The 15,769-nt window shown below is 57.4% G+C and carries 11 protein-coding genes; 4 read left to right on the plus strand and 7 right to left on the minus strand.

Annotated features, from left to right (window positions below):
- The first annotated feature begins 33 nt into the window (after positions 1-33).
- Positions 34-510 carry a hypothetical protein gene (locus tag ACGYLO_RS12605; protein ID WP_394376787.1) on the plus strand — a complete coding sequence of 159 codons (477 nt, stop codon included), beginning with the start codon at positions 34-36 and terminating at the stop codon, positions 508-510.
- 22 nt (positions 511-532) lie between these two features.
- Here ACGYLO_RS12605 and ACGYLO_RS12610 read toward each other — a convergent pair whose 3' ends face one another.
- The 5 genes from ACGYLO_RS12610 to ACGYLO_RS12630 form a co-directional block, all read right to left on the minus strand.
- Entirely contained in the window at positions 533-754 is a 222-nt protein-coding gene (locus tag ACGYLO_RS12610) for a hypothetical protein (RefSeq protein ID WP_394376788.1), read from the minus strand.
- 149 nt (positions 755-903) lie between these two features.
- The gene (locus ACGYLO_RS12615) at positions 904-1,521 is read right to left on the minus strand and encodes a hypothetical protein (RefSeq protein WP_394376789.1); all 618 of its coding nucleotides are present in this window, start codon (positions 1,519-1,521) and stop codon (positions 904-906) included.
- 121 nt (positions 1,522-1,642) lie between these two features.
- On the minus strand, positions 1,643-1,954 hold the full coding sequence (locus ACGYLO_RS12620; RefSeq protein WP_394376790.1) for a hypothetical protein: 312 nt from the start codon (positions 1,952-1,954) through the stop codon (positions 1,643-1,645).
- A gap of 11 nt (positions 1,955-1,965) precedes the next feature.
- Positions 1,966-4,173 carry a PcfJ domain-containing protein gene (locus tag ACGYLO_RS12625; RefSeq protein WP_394376791.1) on the minus strand — a complete coding sequence of 736 codons (2,208 nt, stop codon included), beginning with the start codon at positions 4,171-4,173 and terminating at the stop codon, positions 1,966-1,968.
- Positions 4,173-9,869: a strawberry notch C-terminal domain-containing protein gene (locus ACGYLO_RS12630; RefSeq protein WP_394376792.1), complete on the minus strand. Its 5,697-nt coding sequence runs from the start codon at positions 9,867-9,869 to the stop codon at positions 4,173-4,175. The genes ACGYLO_RS12625 and ACGYLO_RS12630 overlap by 1 nt, the downstream gene beginning before the upstream one ends.
- Positions 9,870-10,060: 191 nt before the next feature.
- Here ACGYLO_RS12630 and ACGYLO_RS12635 point away from each other — a divergent pair, with 191 nt between their 5' ends.
- The gene (locus ACGYLO_RS12635) at positions 10,061-10,600 is read left to right on the plus strand and encodes a hypothetical protein (protein ID WP_394376793.1); all 540 of its coding nucleotides are present in this window, start codon (positions 10,061-10,063) and stop codon (positions 10,598-10,600) included.
- A gap of 59 nt (positions 10,601-10,659) precedes the next feature.
- On the plus strand, positions 10,660-10,968 hold the full coding sequence (locus ACGYLO_RS12640) for a hypothetical protein (RefSeq protein WP_394376794.1): 309 nt from the start codon (positions 10,660-10,662) through the stop codon (positions 10,966-10,968).
- A 123-nt stretch (positions 10,969-11,091) separates the two neighbouring features.
- On the opposite strand, the gene ACGYLO_RS12645 is transcribed toward ACGYLO_RS12640, so the two are convergent.
- Entirely contained in the window at positions 11,092-12,450 is a 1,359-nt protein-coding gene (locus ACGYLO_RS12645) for a hypothetical protein (protein ID WP_394376795.1), read from the minus strand.
- A 333-nt stretch (positions 12,451-12,783) separates the two neighbouring features.
- Here ACGYLO_RS12645 and ACGYLO_RS12650 point away from each other — a divergent pair, with 333 nt between their 5' ends.
- Positions 12,784-13,011: a hypothetical protein gene (locus ACGYLO_RS12650; protein WP_394376796.1), complete on the plus strand. Its 228-nt coding sequence runs from the start codon at positions 12,784-12,786 to the stop codon at positions 13,009-13,011.
- 260 nt (positions 13,012-13,271) lie between these two features.
- Here the strand turns inward: ACGYLO_RS12650 and ACGYLO_RS12655 are convergent, their stop codons facing one another.
- Positions 13,272-15,680, minus strand: coding sequence for a DNA topoisomerase (locus tag ACGYLO_RS12655; RefSeq protein WP_394376797.1), 2,409 nt, complete (start codon positions 15,678-15,680; stop codon positions 13,272-13,274).
- Between the last annotated feature and the right edge of the window lie 89 nt (positions 15,681-15,769).

The raw sequence follows: 15,769 nt of genomic DNA on the forward strand, positions 1-15,769 counted from the left end.
TGCAAACCTGATCGGGATACAAGGATTATTGATATGGATAGCCTTCTTTTCGCAGCGCGCACGATCGTCCTCGCCGGTATTGAGGACAGCGGTGTGCCTCTATCGCATACCCTCGAGTTTCATCTCTCCTCCACCCTCGCCAAATTCATGGTCCAACCGATGGATGCAGAGGCTCTGACCTGGCGCTTGGCCAACGCCTCAGATGAGGACCCCCGCGGGGGCAAGGTGCGCGATGTCGCGGATGAATGTCTGATCTGTTGCGCCCTCTTCCCGCAGCGGCTGCGCCGCCACGGATCGATCCAGTATTTCTCCGGTGTCGGGCAGACCGCCTATGATGCCATCGGCATGTCCGAAGTGGCCTTGGGCTTTCCGCATATGCTGGATGTCTTGGCCGAGTTTCGACATGAGGATGGTGATGAGATGATCCTGGTCGACATGGCTCGGTCCGGCAGCACAAAGGCACGTCAGGAGCTGCGGGAAAGCAATGTGGTGATGTTCAGGCCCCGGTAGGCCGACCATCGAGTTCCCAGCCTCAGAAGCCGTATTGCGCGGGTGGCATCTGGAAGAACTCACAAGACCATTGGATCTCCCATTCGGCTTGTGCAGATTGCATCTGCCTGCCGAAGATTTCGGCTGCTTCTTTGGTCTGCTCATTGCAAACATCTTCTTCCTGGAAGGGTGTGATGATGGGCTCAAAATCTCCCAGGTCAGAGGTCATTGTCATGACAGACAGCCAGATGATGGTGGGGGACATGTTGTTGGTCTCCTTAACGTTGCGGTCCGCTGGTACCGCTTGAAGGAGCGAATGAAAACCAGGCAGGTTTGGAACGGGAAGCAGTAGACAGCGCATGAAAAAAGCGCCCCGAAAGGCGCTTAATTCTATCATTTTCGCAAGAGAGCTGCTTAAGGAGCAGGTGTCTCTTCGGCGTCCTTGGACTTCTCAGCCGCAGGCTCGAACTTACCGGCGCCTGCGACGCGGTACATCTCGACCCATTTCTCTTCGCCTTTGACTTCGCGCTTCTCGTGTGTGGCGCGGCCAGGAACGTCGATCTTGGCGCCCTCTTCGATGCCTTTCAGGGCCAGAGCGTCGTCGCCGAATGCGGCCACGGCGCGGAAGATCTTGGTGTCGCCGCGCTCAACGCCAACCCATGCGTTGACGTAAGGCTGCTTGCCGTCTTTCTCGTAGCTGTCGAAGTTGTGACGCACTTTGGTGGCCACGCCGACGATCTGCTCAGGACCGGTCGCATAGATGCCCATGTGAGGGTTTTTGCCACCACCCAGCAGGGTGCCGCGGATGATCTGCTCGCCACCGGCGTTCACGGCGTCTTCCAGAGTTTTGGCGTTGTCGTTATAGCCTTTCACAGCTTTTTCGCTTGTCGCGCCATCAGGGCCGGCAGTGACGAAGGTTGCGGAAGCAACACCTTTGTCGTCGACCTTGAAGCTGTCAGCTTTGAAGGTACCCACGTAGGAAGTGTGGATGTTCTTGTTCTTGGACTTCTTGTCTTTCTTGTCGTCAGCCATCGATTTTCTCCATTTTTCGAGTTTGCCGTTCTTCTATGTTTCAAGGTATCCAGGGCTTGTGAAAAAGCGAAACTATTATTTTTTCAGAGTCCCAAAATTTAATACGCTGCCCTATCCGACCTTAGATTTCCGGGGATGCCGTGTTGAGATCGTCATAAGCGACACGCAGAATATCGTTCAGAAGATCTGCCATCTCGCGGACATCAAAGTCATCCGGGTCCAGAATATCGAGTGCCGCGATCCCCTGTTCGAGATCCTTCTTGGAAAACTCAAAGGTGACCGTGCCCGGCTCCATCGTGGTGTCCAGGATCCGCTGGGTCAGCCCCTCAAGGTGCTCAGCATCATCCGGATCATCCGGGCTCAGCACCTCGAGCGCGGAGTGCAGCACCTCGCGCTCCCCTTCCTGCAGTTCGATGTAAGTCTTTTCGCTCATTGTGGTCTCCATTAACCCATCATATCCGGTTCTTCTTCAAGCTCAGCGGCTTTCTCGGCCGCCTTTGCGGCTTCTCGCTCTGCACGCTCGCGGCGCGAAGCTTCGATCATGAGGGCCGCCGCGCGCGGGGACATGGCACCGACCAGCTCCTGCGCCCCTTTGTCGGTATAGATTACCGCGGGGTTGGGAGACTTCTGGATGCGACCGCCAAGCACTTCACCCCATTCTTGCCAATAGGCGAGACGTGCATCGTCATCTTCCCAATCGAGCTCGAGGACAGATTTCCATGTCGTTGTTGGCGTCACATGGGTGCGCGCGTTCTGACCTGTCTCGATCAGATGCGCCCGCCAGATGCTGATCTCCTCAAGGTTCAGCGGCACGGCTCCAGATTTCACCGCAGCGACGAATTCCTTAACCGCCTTTTTGCAGTCCTCGCTCGGGGTTGCGTTGCATTCGGCCCGGTGCTGCACCGTGCGCAGGGCGTTTGCCGCCGCCATAGGGTCGTCGCCGTCGATCCCGGCAAATTCAACGGTGGAGAAACTGTGCTCTCCCGCCTGATCCTGCACAGAGTAAATGTGACATTGAGCACGTCGCGCACTGGACTTGTAGCTCCCCACACAGTGCTTCAGGCGATCAGATTCCAGACTGAGTGACGCGCCGGTGGGCAGCGGGCGGACCACAAGTCCATTGGAGGCCACAAATTCACGGGTCATCAATGGGAAGCCGTCTTCACCGTACTTTTTGAAGCCCTCGGTTGCGTTTTTCGTATAGGCAAGCATGGACTTGCCCTCGATCTCCATCATCGCCGGGATACGCGAAGCATAGCGCCGCGAGATCTCCATCATCAGCAAGGGCACGTTCTTCGTCTTCCCGATGATCAGGTTGGTGGCCGATTCAAAGGCCGAGATGACATACTCCCGGCTGACCATAGGCTCTGGCTGCTCTGTCTCCTTGATCGAAGCCAGCGCCTGCGGCAGGACTGCAGTGCGGCTGAAATGCTCGATCGCCTCCATCGCATCGATTGTGGTCAGGGCCATGGTCCGACGGTCAAAATCCTGGGGATTAAAATCCGCACCACGGGCCAGGCTCTCATGATACTTGACCCAATTGCCCTTCGAGGCTTCAAGGATCTCTGCAACAGGAATGCCTGTGGCGTTATGCAGCGGGATCGCCATGGCTGTCAGAATGTCGTTAAACTTCAGCCAGCTCTCATCGTCTTGCGGCGTTCGGTCAGGCGGCAATTGCGACAGGTACCGCAGCGCCATATCGATCGGGACAGACCCGGAGATTTGCGTGTGGCGCGCGCGGTTCACACCTAGCGCGTCTTCCCCTTCGATCCTTTCACCGGCCTCGAAGATGCGGCCGGCAGGCGCCGCGGTTGTCAGCTTGCCAATACGTTTGACGCCAGCTTTCGCAAGGCCCGTGGTTTCGATCAGGATCGGCTGGATTGGTTGCATCTCATCGACCGCGCGCGACAGCGACATTCGATCGGCAATGAGGCCTGCAAGGATCGGCATGGATTTTGCCGCCTGCATTCGAATATTCGCAGTCTTGGTATTGCGCGTGCCGTACCAGTTTACGGCCTGAGAGCTCGGGCGCTGAACGTGCTTCAGGGCTTCTTGCGCCTGTGCGATATCCGGGTCTCCCATATCGCCGATCTTCAGCTTCTTGGGCATGCGGGCAGTCGTGGCGATCTTATAAGCCTCGAAGCCTGACATGCGCGCGCCGATCTTGAAGTTGCGGCCGCGTGTCATGGAAAGCGCGCCGCGATCACCGATGCGTACGAGGCCTCCCGGCATTGGCATGTCTTTGGGATATGTGATGAAGCGAGACGAGATCAGATCATCGGTGGCCTTTTTTGCCGGTCCATCATCGAAGGCACTCATGAAATCCTGCCAAGATGAGACCTGATTGGCGGTTTTATCTCCGCCATATTCTTCGCCAGCTCGGATCAGGTTCTCTTTGCCGATGTCTGCGAGAATCGCCATGGCGACCGTTTCGTGAAACTCAGCGGCAGTCGCAATATGCGCAAAATCATAGAGGAAGGGCGTGACCTTGGGGATCGCCCCTTCGCATTTCGAGATATGAAAACCCCGCATTGCCCCATTGGTAAAGTCAACCTGATACCGCAGCCAGGTTGGATCTTCTTCGGTGGTCCAGAGGTAGCCCGCAGCGCGGGCTTCCTCTGTCTGTACGTCGCGTGCAAGTCGGATGGCCATTAGAATTCTACCTCAAGGTCGCCGGCCCATTCGGCCGTTTCCTCATCATCGACCTCTACGTCGAAAGTTTCACCGGCTTCCTCCTCCCCTTCTTCGAAGAAGTAGGTGATTGGCCCGTCTGCGCCCTCCAGACCCCGGGGCCCATCGCGGTTGATGAGCTCCATGGTCTCGTTGGTCAGATCACGGTGCGTGCCATCGGTCATCATCGGGATGTTCCCCAGAAGAGACAGCACGGTGTAGAGGCGGTCGCGGCCGGCAGGTGTGTCGACTTTGAACTCCGACAGGTACTTGTGGTTCGTACCAGGTTTGCGGAAAGCCCGTGTCGGAATGGTCGCCGGGAACGGTTTGTTGTGGATTGCTTCATAAAGACCCGGGCGGGACTCATAGAACTCCACATTGCCGCGGCGCAGAGGCTGCATGTCGATCTTAGCATTGCGCCCGGTGAGACGAATGATGATGTCGGCCATGTCACGCGGACCGGGTCCGCGCGCATCTTCCTCCATCGAGCCCCAGATCCGCATGTAGCTCGACGCATCGCCCCGTACGAAGTCACCGGCGGCACGGGTGAACTGCGTGGCAACCTCCGAGGCAACCACTGCATTGGGCAGAACAACCGGCAGCATTGTCATGTCGATTTTGCTATCATGAACAACGATCCCGCGGTGAACGGCGCCGTGGGTGTCACGGTAGAGCGAAACGGTACCGAGGCTGTGCTCATTGGCCGTAGTGATCGCCTGAAGGATGTTGCCACCCAGGATCTGAACCGGCATCTGCTGGCGCAGGTTTGCGGCCTCAGAGAACTCGCGCAGATAGGCATCGTTGAACCCGTCGGAGATGCCCGGACGGAAGCGGATGTCTTCCATCTTATTGGACATGATCCGCGACACAGCGATGGTTTCAGGCTTGCTATCGCCCGGGCAGATCGTCTTGATCTTATAGGCGCTGGGCATGTCGTAGTGGCTCGGGTCCTTTGGCGGGACCAGATCGACCACGGTCCGTGCCTTGAAGCCGTCCATGTCTGTCACAGATGGGAAGCGCAGGCTCACGCCCGGCTGCAGGTTTTCCAGAACCCAGGCCAGATCGGTGATCTTATGGTACTCGCGTGCAAAGCGGCCCGGGATCACTTCCGGGTTTGCCAGAGCGGCATCCATCTCATGACCACCCGGCAGATACGGACGCATCAGACCCGCGAGGTTCTGGTTGATCCGATCCGCGTAGGGCTTGAGACCATCGGAGCCATGCATAGTGATGGCCCGCTCGACCATAGTCACCAGACGCTCGGCCGCGACCGGGTCTTCACCCAGATCGTGGTTGCCGGTGGACATATAGACTGGGGAGAGGAACACGGATGTGTCCAGGTCGCCCTCTTCAAGCTCTTGACCCGAGAAGATGGTGGTGGTGCGGATATCCACGGTGCCACCGAATTCTTTGGGGCGCAGCGGGTTGGCGTTGCGGCTTTCCAGCTCTTCGATGAGCACGTCAAATTCCATGCGGATACGCTGGATCAGATCGTCCTGCTCATGGGCTGGCAGCATGATCGAACGCGCCAGGACCTTGTTGGCCAGGCTTTCCAGACCTGATTTCGCCACACCGGAGCCTTCGTCATTCTCGCCGTTGACGTCCGCCACGTTCAACACGTCTTCTTCAGCGAACTTCGGGAAGCCCAGGCGACGTGCCAGCGCTGGCGAGGAGAGCAACACGTTGCGTGTGGCTTCATCCCCGACCCGGTTCAAGAGGTCAGGCACATCATCGAGCAGCAGCGGGTGGGAGCGGTTGCCATCAACGGAAGCGCCGAGCGAACGCAGCTTGCCATTACGCTGCTGCAGGATACGCATCTCTGGGGTCAGGCCGGTCATGACCGAAACCACCTTGGGCGAAGCCACCTGATCGTAGCGGTTTCCGCGGCCCTGCGCCTGAACATATTTGATGATGTCGATCGGCGCTTCGAATTCGATCAGCGAGCGCGGACGCTGGTCGTCGAAGGTGACCCCGGCGTGGTAAGACCCACCGGTGGCACCCGCCGAGTTGTAAAGCAGGGCATCGAGATGGCCGCCGTTGAAGCTGTCGACAATCTCTTTGCGGTTCCGGCCGCCACGCTTCTGAATGCGGTTCTCGCGGTAGCACAGCGTCCGCCCGGAAATCTCACCGGTGCGGATGTTGTTGGCCTCCAGGCGCTCGATCAATGCATCCACCGGGGAAACCGGCAGATCAGGGATCTCATTGATCAGCTCGTCGATGCGCGCAAAGGCTGCGTTGATCGCATCATAATGCTCGCGGTCCCCGCCCAGAGCGTCCACCTCAGCCTCAAGGGCTGTGAGGTCAGCCTTGATCTCATCGTTCATCACACGCGGAAGCTCGATCCGGCGGAAGGCTTCACCGATGTCCGCGACGAGCTGGCGGCGTTCACCTGGGTCAATGGTGGCCCGGAAGGTGATGATGATGCTTTCCAGCTCAGCCAGATGATCTTCTTCCAGCTCATCGGTGATGCTCTTCAGGGCATCCTCATAATCTTCGATGGCGCGCTGGGAGACAGCCTCTTCGTAATAGTTGGTGTTGGAAAGCCGGGTGTAGGCTTCTACCACGTCGCGCAAAGGCGTGTGCGGCACGATTTTCGCATCGATTTCCGCAGCTCGGGCCGCCATGCGGTCACGCTCGGTGCCATCGTCGATATTGGCAATGGCATCCTGCAGGCGCTGGGACGCCGCGATAACGCCGCGGCCGTTGGCGTTGCGGTGACGCGCGGCCTTCGAGAACTTGCGGAAGGCACGCATGGCGTCCGAGTTATTGGCGCGCGGATCCAACGTATCCCCGTCGATCTTCATCTTGTAGAGACCATTGTGGATCCGGCGGATCTGATCACGAATGGTCATCTCCGGCAGTTCTGCCAGTTCTTCCTCAGTCAGACGGTTACCATCTTCGTCCCGGCTCATCTCATTGAGCAGAGCCGCATTGGTCGAGTGGAAGGTGATCAAAGGCTTACGCCCCTGGTCCATCTCGGCAATGGCTGCCTCGACAACCTGATCCACCTTGATGGCGTTCATCATGATCCGCGCGAGGTTCGACAGCGGACCGCCGATCGCCAGCGAATACTGCGACAGCTCATTGGTAGCAGATCGCGCCTGGCGCTCATCCATACCGGCGTTGACCATCTGACGGAACTGTACGGCCTGAGCGCGGCCGACAACTTCACCGATCTGCGTGGAGACGTCGATCATGCCTTCCACGATGGGCGAGAAGCGGTTCATCGTGTCCTGGTACTGCAGCATCTTTTGGTCGTCAGGCAGGTTGACCACATATTCCGTGGCCGAGAGATCGTGGTCCCGGCGGATCATCACGCCATCTTCTGCCAGCATGGTGGCGAAGGCTTCCTGAGCCACCTCACCGCCCGAGGCGATGTTCTCGAGGATGCCGGCAACATTGGAGCCCTCACCTTGCGGCAGCAGCGGCTCATAGAGATCCATACCCTGCGGGTTGCGCGAGGGCGTGCCTGTAGCAAAGGCCACATTTTCAGGCTTCAGACGTTTGATCGCCTTGCGGAAGTTGCGCCCGGTGTTGGAGCGCGGGTTCAGCGCGTTATGCGCTTCATCGAGAATGAACATCGTGTCGTCGCTGGCGATATTGGCCAGCCATTCCGCTTGCGGTGCGTCTTCCTTGACGTTGAACTGGGAATAGGTGGTGATGATCAGGTTGTAGCCTTCAGGCCAGACACCCCGTTCAAAGAGCTCACGGCGCTGCTTGGGCTTGAGGGAGACCATCTCGCGGCGGATCTCTTCGCCGGTCACCGCATCCACGGTGACATCGACGAACTCGGAGCCAGAGGTCAGCAGCAGAACGCGTGCTTCCTTCAGGCCGTCGACAGCCTTGGTGTCGCGCAGAACATCGGGCACGTTAATTGCCGCGGACTCGGTCACATAGAGGCAGCGGTTTTCAGTTTTCGCACGCAGGTGTGTCTTCATGATCGCTGACATGGTGCGGCCTTTGCCGACACCTGTCTGGTCAGCCTCGAGGAAGCCGCGGCCACGCTCTGCTGCATTCATACGCAGGGCAACAGCGTCGACCTGTTCAGGGGTGAGAATTTCGCCAAGGTCTGCCACCGAGCGGCCAAGGGCCTGGGCAACCATCGCGTCAATCCCACCATAAGGCTCTGCATCACGGAAGCAGCGGTTCAGAGCTTTCGCTGTGGCACCCTCAAGGGCGCGCGGAATCATGGTGAAGGGCTCGCCCACCCGGCTCAGCGGCTGGTAGGGGCGTTGACGGGTGTTCTCTGCGCGATCATCTTCGGCCTTTGCGGCATCACTCACAGCCACTTCGCCGCGGTTGAACTCACGGATCTTGCCGCGCGAGCGGGTGATCTCACGTTCCAGCGAGACGAGATCGTCGTCTGTGGCCACGGTGATCGAGCGCAGGGCGGCCTGGGGCAGCGCATCTAGAGCTTCTGGACGGCGATCGCCCACAAAGAACATCTTCACTTCGCGACCGTCGCGCACACCATCGGCAACGCCGGGGGCGACTTCAGCTACAGCTTCAAGGCCGTAAGCACGGCCGATCTCGGAGCGCAGGCGTTCGAAGTTGTCTTCGTCGATATCCGCAGGAACGATGAAGATCGAGTTGCCTTCCGCCGGGCGGCGCGACAGCACGTTCATCGCATAGTCCGTCATGCCGGCCTCAGAGACTTCAGAGAAATCCTGAACCTGAAGACTGGCGTCCGATGCACTGAGGCGCGGCAAAGCGACACCCAGATCACGATCACCGCGGAAATCAACACTGTCATGGCCGCGCGCTTGGCGGCGGATCAAGGACAGAAGGGAAATGCCGGGGCGAAGATCTTCGCCCTTCTCGGTCGAGCGGGAGATGACGAAGCTGGTGTTGGCCGAGATCCGTAGAGCCTGAATGAAGGCGGAGCGCTCGTTGTCACCCTCGATCGCCAAGGCTGTGATCTGACGCAGGATCTGTTCGCGCAGCAGGTCGAAAGCTTCTTCTTGATCAATGACGATCTTCCCTGCCGGGCCTTCCTCAAGAGCGGCATTCAGAACGCGATCGAAATCACGGCGGTGCAAGGTGCCCTTGCGCGCCATGCGCACGATGCCGGCGGCAACACCATTGAGGTCTTCCGCTTTCCGGGCGCGCAGGAAGAGCGCAGGACGCCCCCCCTCGATTTCATGCATGAAGCTGGTCGCGCCTTCCGCATCGGTGACGCGGATAAAGCGACCTTGGCTGTCACGGACGACTTCCTCGCCACGCATGTTGAGGCCGATGACCTCCACAGTGTCGGGATCTGGCACGATGGCCTTAGGCGCATCATCTGCCTTCGGCTCTTCAGTCTCACTGGTTGCTTCCGCGGTACGGGGCGCCCGCTTGAAAAGGTTGATGATCATGTCGCTCGACATCAGGCGCTCGCGCGGCATGCGGGAGAGTTCGCCGCCTACCATCTCGGCAATGTGGGATGTCTTGAAGGGGATCGGCTTGCCGCGCTCAAAGATCATGGTCAGCATGTTGCCGCTGCTGCGCATCTTGAAGCCTGATTCTTGGGCCTTTTTCGCAACCTCAGCGCCGTCTTCGTTCTCTGCCACGCGCAGGATCAGGCCAGGGTTACCCTTGTCGTCGATGAGGCGCTTCAGCAGGGCCTGCTTTTTGGGGAAAGTGACCCAGGAGACCATTTGAACCGGTGTATCTTTTGTTTCGGAATTGTCAGCCATGACTTTGTAGTCCCCGTGTAGCCCGTATTTTCAACGAATGTTTCTCTTACCTACAATCTCTGCCAACCTTGCGAAAAATCCAAGTACATCCGGGAAGATATCTGCGAACCAAACCTTTCCTAAAGCTGCCCTAAAATGCCAAATCTGTGCTATGCAGAGGCTGTGTTTCCACATCGGCATGGGGATGATCGATGAGCGACAGCAAGAACCGCGATGACAACAAACTGTACAAGCAGGCCTATGATGAAGCCCGGAATGGTGGGCGAGACCCCCTGAAATATGTTGCAGAACGCCTCTTCTTTTCACCGCACCCCGCGGAAGAAGCGGGCCGCGCCGCGGGCGAAAGGGACCGCAGAAAATATGGTCCGCAAACCAAGACGCAGCCTGATCCAGTGCAACGACACCCGAAAACAACGAACTCCCCTACCCGCACTGCTCTACGGAGCGGCACGTCGGGTGGCAGTTCCCCGGGAGTTCCAACTGGCTCATCAGATGTCGCGATGCTGGTTGTCTTCGCCATCGCCGGTTTGACTTACCTTGGCTGGGTCATCAGCGTCATGAACTCTGGTGGCCCCTCTTCTGCGGGAGAATTCGTTCTTGTGGCACCTGGCGTGCTGGGTGTCATTGGCGTGGGGTTGTACTTTGGCGCCATGTTGATTGGGGCAGCCATCGGAATCGGCCTTTTTATTGGCTTTCTGGCATTCTTCTACCACGTTTTTATCGGAGGCTAGATTTTGCCCCCACGCATCACAGGAGCCTTAGGGTTCAACGGAAACGGACTAGATCAGCTATGACCAAACTCGCGCGCATCACCTGCATCCTGGGCATCACCCTGGCTTCGGGGGCAACTGCTTTTGCAGGCCCTTTCGACCGATCTCACGCGCTATGCGAGGCTGATAAGAATGCGGATGATATATTACAATGCGGTGTGCTTCAGCCTCATGTCACCAAGACCTACCGTATGCGCGACTTTCTCGAAGTCTATCCTCTGAGCACTTTCTCAGAAATACTGGAGCTCAACGGATGGGAAGAAGATGAGGTCGGCTTGGATACGATCGTTCCCAAGGGGAAAAAATTTGTCATAGACAGGTTCAACTGACGGATATCTGAGCAGCCAAACGGCTCAATATGAGTGTTCGGTGAGGCAGCAACTGCGGGGGGTGCAAAAAGAAAAGGGCCGGATGAATCCGGCCCTTTTCATATTTTTCGCAATGTATCGAGATTAGCCCTCGAGGTTCATCTCGTCGTCTTCGACCGAACCGAGCAGATCGTCGAGTGCGTCACCCTCGTCAGCTTCCAGCGTGTCTTTCGGAGCTTCGGCCTCGGCCTTCGCTTCGACTTTCTTGCCAGCACCGGCTTCAGCGCGCAGACCAGCAACAGCGGCCTCACATGCTTCAGTCATCTCGGTGTAGTAGGCGCTGCGCGCTTCGGCACAGGCCTCAACAGCCGGGTACGGCGATGTCGGCAGCTGCTGGAAGCCCTTGATCACGAAGCCGCGCTCCATGCCTTCCATGCGATCCTCGAGGAGGGTCATGGTCGACCAACCTGTGGCGGGGTGCTCGCGCAGCTCGACACCGGCAGTGTTGAAGAACTTCTTCAGGGTGTCGTCCGACAGACCGCGCCAGCCTTTGGATTCAAAGGTCGCAGCTTCGGATTTGTCAGCGTAGGCTTTGAAGCCTTCCGCCAATTTCGCACCAGTGTCCGACGGCAGAGCATCGTCGCCAGTCAGGTTCAAGGCGCGCTGAAGGCGCATGCCGATGGTCGGGCAAGCCCAGTTCTGGGGGTCGATGGTGCTGATGCGAGCGCGGACGCCCTTCTCTTCAGCTTCCTTCATGGAAGTTTCCAGCATTTCGGCAGTCACAGGACCCACGGAGTAGCCGCGTGTCGGAACGACCGAGAAGCCGCCCTTCTGCAGGACTTCTTCGACCTGTGCGATACCGTCACCGAAGGATGCGATGGTTTCTGCGGCGCGCTCGGCTGCGTCGTTTGCAGTCCATTTGCCATCAACCATAGCGCCGGAGCGGAAGAACGGAGCCTGGATCACGTTGCCTTCGTCGTCCTGACCGAAGAGGGTCACGGCGCCTTCAGCAGCAAAGCCAGCTTCGATCGCGGCCTGGAGATCTTCGACGGTGGTCACGTGCTTTTCAGCATCCATCACCAGCTGGTTCACTTTCAGCTTCGGACGACCTTCGTTGTCGCGGCGGCCATTGTCGACGTAGTTGCAGACAACATCAGGGATGATGTGGTGCTGGTCGACCTTCGGATTGCCGTTGAAGGTGATCATCCAGCGGCTGTCGTAGACGCCGTCTTTGCCTTCCTGGACGTTCTCGATCCGCAGTGTGCCACCGTTTTCGATGTTCACTTCGGATTTGCCGCGCTTCTTGGTGTAGTCTTTCTGGCCCAGAGTGCCGGAATACTTCACTTCGATCTCGGTGCCTGCGGCGGGACCGGATACCACTTCGCCGACAACGGTGTCAGCTTTGAATTCTTTTGCCTTCAGTACCAGGTTGCCACGGACGGTGGACGAAGCACCGCTCATTTTGCGGCGCGATGATGCGAAGAGTTTCTGGAGGTCACTCATGGTCGTTCCTTTGTTTTGCGTTCACGATATCCAACCCGGACCCATCTTGGGTGTTCACCCGGGCGACAAGTTATAAATGGGCGCACTGAGAGAAAGTACCAAGTGCTATTTTTCGCAAATCGTGATTTATTTTTCGCACTCACTGATTGGGCATAGGAAAGCTGTGATGTAGAGGTCTCGGAGGTACGAAAATATGCCTTGCTGCATTGCAGCAAACGCAAGGCGGACATCCGTATCTGTATGTGGTCCTGCCTTCTGAACGCTCCTATATTTGCATCAAGCGAAAACGCAGACGGGATGATCCCGCTGCAAAGCAATACAAAGGCATCTACCATGGCATCGACCACGACCAATATCCCCAGCGCTTCTCTGGCCAGCAGGTTTCAGCTCTCCGACGGCATGAAGCGCTTCATCCACCGCTTCTTTCTTACTCGTGAGCTCAGTGCCCTACGTCAGGCCCAGCACCACGTCTCCAAGCCCGAAATCTTCGACGCGCGTTTGGCAGAAATCTCAGCTGAGCTGAGGAGCCTGCGTAACGCATATGTTTCTAACCAATCGTAAAGATGACAAAAGCCCCGACGATTATCTCGTCGGGGCTTTGTTTGTTCTTAAGAGCTTGCCGGTGAGGTTTACTTGCCACCGCCGGGAGGATTGTTCCCGCGGCCGCCGCCGGAAGGGTTTCCTGTCTGGCTAGGCCCATTGGCTGGTGTATTCTTACCCATAATATCTCTCCTGCTGACCATTGAAACACTTAGATGGTGTCCGGATACACGTATGGCAATATCTAAGATGGCCGCCATACGTGTATATTGGACAAACACCTACATGGCAGGACCGGCGCTTTCCGACTTCTTACCTTTGCCCATGTGATCGTCGATGAAGGCCGAACACTTCTTCATGTCATTTTTGATCGCGTCTGTGAGTTCCTTGTTGTTCTCTTCGGCAAGCTTCTGGGCGAAGGCCAGCTGTTTTTCCGACGGCGGCCGCGGTGGTGCCGCTTTCATGGCCTTGTCGATCCAAGCGGACAGCTCCTTGGAGGATTTCATTGCCTCTTCGGGAATGTCCTTGCCGGAGCGGTCGGCCAGGTTCTGGGCCAAGGTCATCTGCTTTTCAGATGGGGGATAAACACCCTTCGAGCCATCAGCATTCTTCTTGGCCTGACCGAGGTGCTCTTCGAGGAAAGCGCGGCATTTCGTGCTGTCGCCGATCGTGCCTGGGGGCAGTTTGATCTTCTTGCGCTCGGCAATGCTCTTGGCGGCCTTCACCATCTTCGGCGTGGGCTTGCCAGCACTGCCGATCTCGATCTGAACAGAAGAAGAGCGAATATTGGCGATCTCTTTCTCGGTCATCGCGTTGATCTTATCGAGTGCTTCCATGGCCGTCATCTTGCCGCTTTCAACCATGTCGAAAATAGTTTCCCAAATCGCAGTTCGGCCGGGATCGACGACATTTGGGCAGGCCTGCACCAAAGCCTCATAGAGTTTCAGTCCCCCTGTGGTTGGCTTGATGGATTTACCTGCCATCATCAGCTGCTTTTGATCCAGCAGCCCCTTGATTACTTCGCCACGTGTCGCTGCGGTTCCGATCCCGGTTGCCTCCTTCAGTCGCGCCTTATGCTTGGGGTCATCCACGAGGCGCCAGGCTTCTTTCATGACTTTCTCAAGCGAACTCGGGGTGTATCTTGCAGGCGGACGCGTTGTTACTGTGCGGATTTTTGCATCAGTGATTTTGGCTGTTTCGCCATTCTTGATCTGCGGGAAATCATTCTGCTCGCCCGGTTTTGCCGGCGCACTGCCCAAGATTTCCTTCCAACCTGGCACCAGAGGCACACGGCCAGAGTTTTTGAACGACCAGTTGTGGCCACGCCATGGCACGGTCATGGCGACAGTGGTCTGCCGGTATTCAAAGTCCGGCGCCATGGCGGCCAGATACTGTTTAGCGACCAGGTCGAACATCTTTTGTTGATCCGACGACAGGTGCGGCCAGACCTCATGGAAAGCTTTCGGCGCGTTGATGTTTGGAATGATCGCATAGTGCGAGAAGCCCTTCAGGCCCGCATCCGAGAAGTGACCTGATTTGCCCTTGCGCACCTGTGGCTTAGCGAGAAGTTCACCATGCTGGTTGTAGGGTGGCATGCGCAGCAGACGCTTCACCATTTCCGGAACATTGGGAATTTCATTCTCAGGCAGGTACTGTGCTTCGCCCCGCGGGTAGGTCAGAATGTGGTGCGGTGCCGCATAGAGCGATTGAGCAATAGCCAGGGTATGGTCCCCTGCCCATCCAAAGCGAGAGCCGCAGGCCGCGGAAAGGGCTGTAAGATCGAAAAGTTTCGGCGGCCCCTGGCGTTTCTTCTCGAACTTGGCATTCAGCGGGCCCTCATGTCCTTTAGCGGCAGCGACAAGACCGTCCGCAATCCGCTTGTCCATGATCTTGCCGCGCAACGAGTCCTGTTCTTGCAAGGCCTCCTCACCTTCAGCAAGGTCGTCCTCTTCAACCTCCGCCTCTTCCTTCTCGATTTCCTTGAGCACCGATGCGGGCATTTTGGAGCAGCTGAGCTTAAAAGTGCCGTTTTCCACTTCTGTGTCTGCGTCCACCTCAAACATATCCTGAGGTTTGAAGTTTAGGATTTCCAACTCACGCTTGCAGACGATGCCGAGAGTTGGCGATTTGACCCGGCCAATACCGATCGCACCTTTGGTGCCAGGCTTTTTCATCACTGCAGAGGCGGTGCGCGTCAGAGACAGGTTTGTTGTCTGGTCCGCCTGCTCGCGTGCTTGACCTGCCATATAGCGGCCATGGTAAACGGCGTTGTCCTCAAGGTTGTCGAAAGCTGTGCGCAGGGACACAGGATCCGTAGCAGTAAACATCGCCCGCTTCACCTTGCCGTTGAAACGCAGGTATTCCAGGATCTCGTCGCCGATCAACTGGCCTTCGCGGTCACAGTCAGTTGCGATGATCACTTCATCAGCATCGGAGATGGCGCTGCGGATCGCGCTTAAAAGTGACTGTGTCCGTTGCACGGGCTTTTTGGGGTAGAACTCGCCTGGCCACATCAGCCCAGCCGACCAAGCATGCTTTTTGCCGTCCCATTCATCGCGGACTTCACCCGGTTCCTTCAAGGTCAGAATATGACCGCTGGCTGGCAGGATCTGACCATATTTACTGCCAAGGGCAACCTTAAGCTCTTTCGCCTGACTGGATTTTTCGCAAATAACGACGGACTTGGGCATATTTCTGGACCTCTGGTTATCTTCTGTTGTTCTTATCGAAGGGCTGATCTGCCGATAATGCCCGTATCATACTTATCTGTATCATTGCT

It is taken from the genome of Sulfitobacter sp. 1A13353 (assembly GCF_043557255.1).
Classification (GTDB): domain Bacteria; phylum Pseudomonadota; class Alphaproteobacteria; order Rhodobacterales; family Rhodobacteraceae; genus Sulfitobacter; species Sulfitobacter faviae.

Excerpts from the sequence above, each read along its gene's own strand:
- ACGYLO_RS12605 (WP_394376787.1), top strand. The coding sequence starts at position 34 with ATGGATAGCCTTCTTTTCGCAGCGCGCACGATCGTCCTCGCCGGTATT.
- ACGYLO_RS12610 (WP_394376788.1), bottom strand. The coding sequence starts at position 754 with ATGTCCCCCACCATCATCTGGCTGTCTGTCATGACAATGACCTCTGAC.
- ACGYLO_RS12615 (WP_394376789.1), bottom strand. The coding sequence starts at position 1,521 with ATGGCTGACGACAAGAAAGACAAGAAGTCCAAGAACAAGAACATCCAC.
- ACGYLO_RS12620 (WP_394376790.1), bottom strand. The coding sequence starts at position 1,954 with ATGAGCGAAAAGACTTACATCGAACTGCAGGAAGGGGAGCGCGAGGTG.
- ACGYLO_RS12625 (WP_394376791.1), bottom strand. The coding sequence starts at position 4,173 with ATGGCCATCCGACTTGCACGCGACGTACAGACAGAGGAAGCCCGCGCT.
- ACGYLO_RS12630 (WP_394376792.1), bottom strand. The coding sequence starts at position 9,869 with ATGGCTGACAATTCCGAAACAAAAGATACACCGGTTCAAATGGTCTCC.
- ACGYLO_RS12635 (WP_394376793.1), top strand. The coding sequence starts at position 10,061 with ATGAGCGACAGCAAGAACCGCGATGACAACAAACTGTACAAGCAGGCC.
- ACGYLO_RS12640 (WP_394376794.1), top strand. The coding sequence starts at position 10,660 with ATGACCAAACTCGCGCGCATCACCTGCATCCTGGGCATCACCCTGGCT.
- ACGYLO_RS12645 (WP_394376795.1), bottom strand. The coding sequence starts at position 12,450 with ATGAGTGACCTCCAGAAACTCTTCGCATCATCGCGCCGCAAAATGAGC.
- ACGYLO_RS12650 (WP_394376796.1), top strand. The coding sequence starts at position 12,784 with ATGGCATCGACCACGACCAATATCCCCAGCGCTTCTCTGGCCAGCAGG.
- ACGYLO_RS12655 (WP_394376797.1), bottom strand. The coding sequence starts at position 15,680 with ATGCCCAAGTCCGTCGTTATTTGCGAAAAATCCAGTCAGGCGAAAGAG.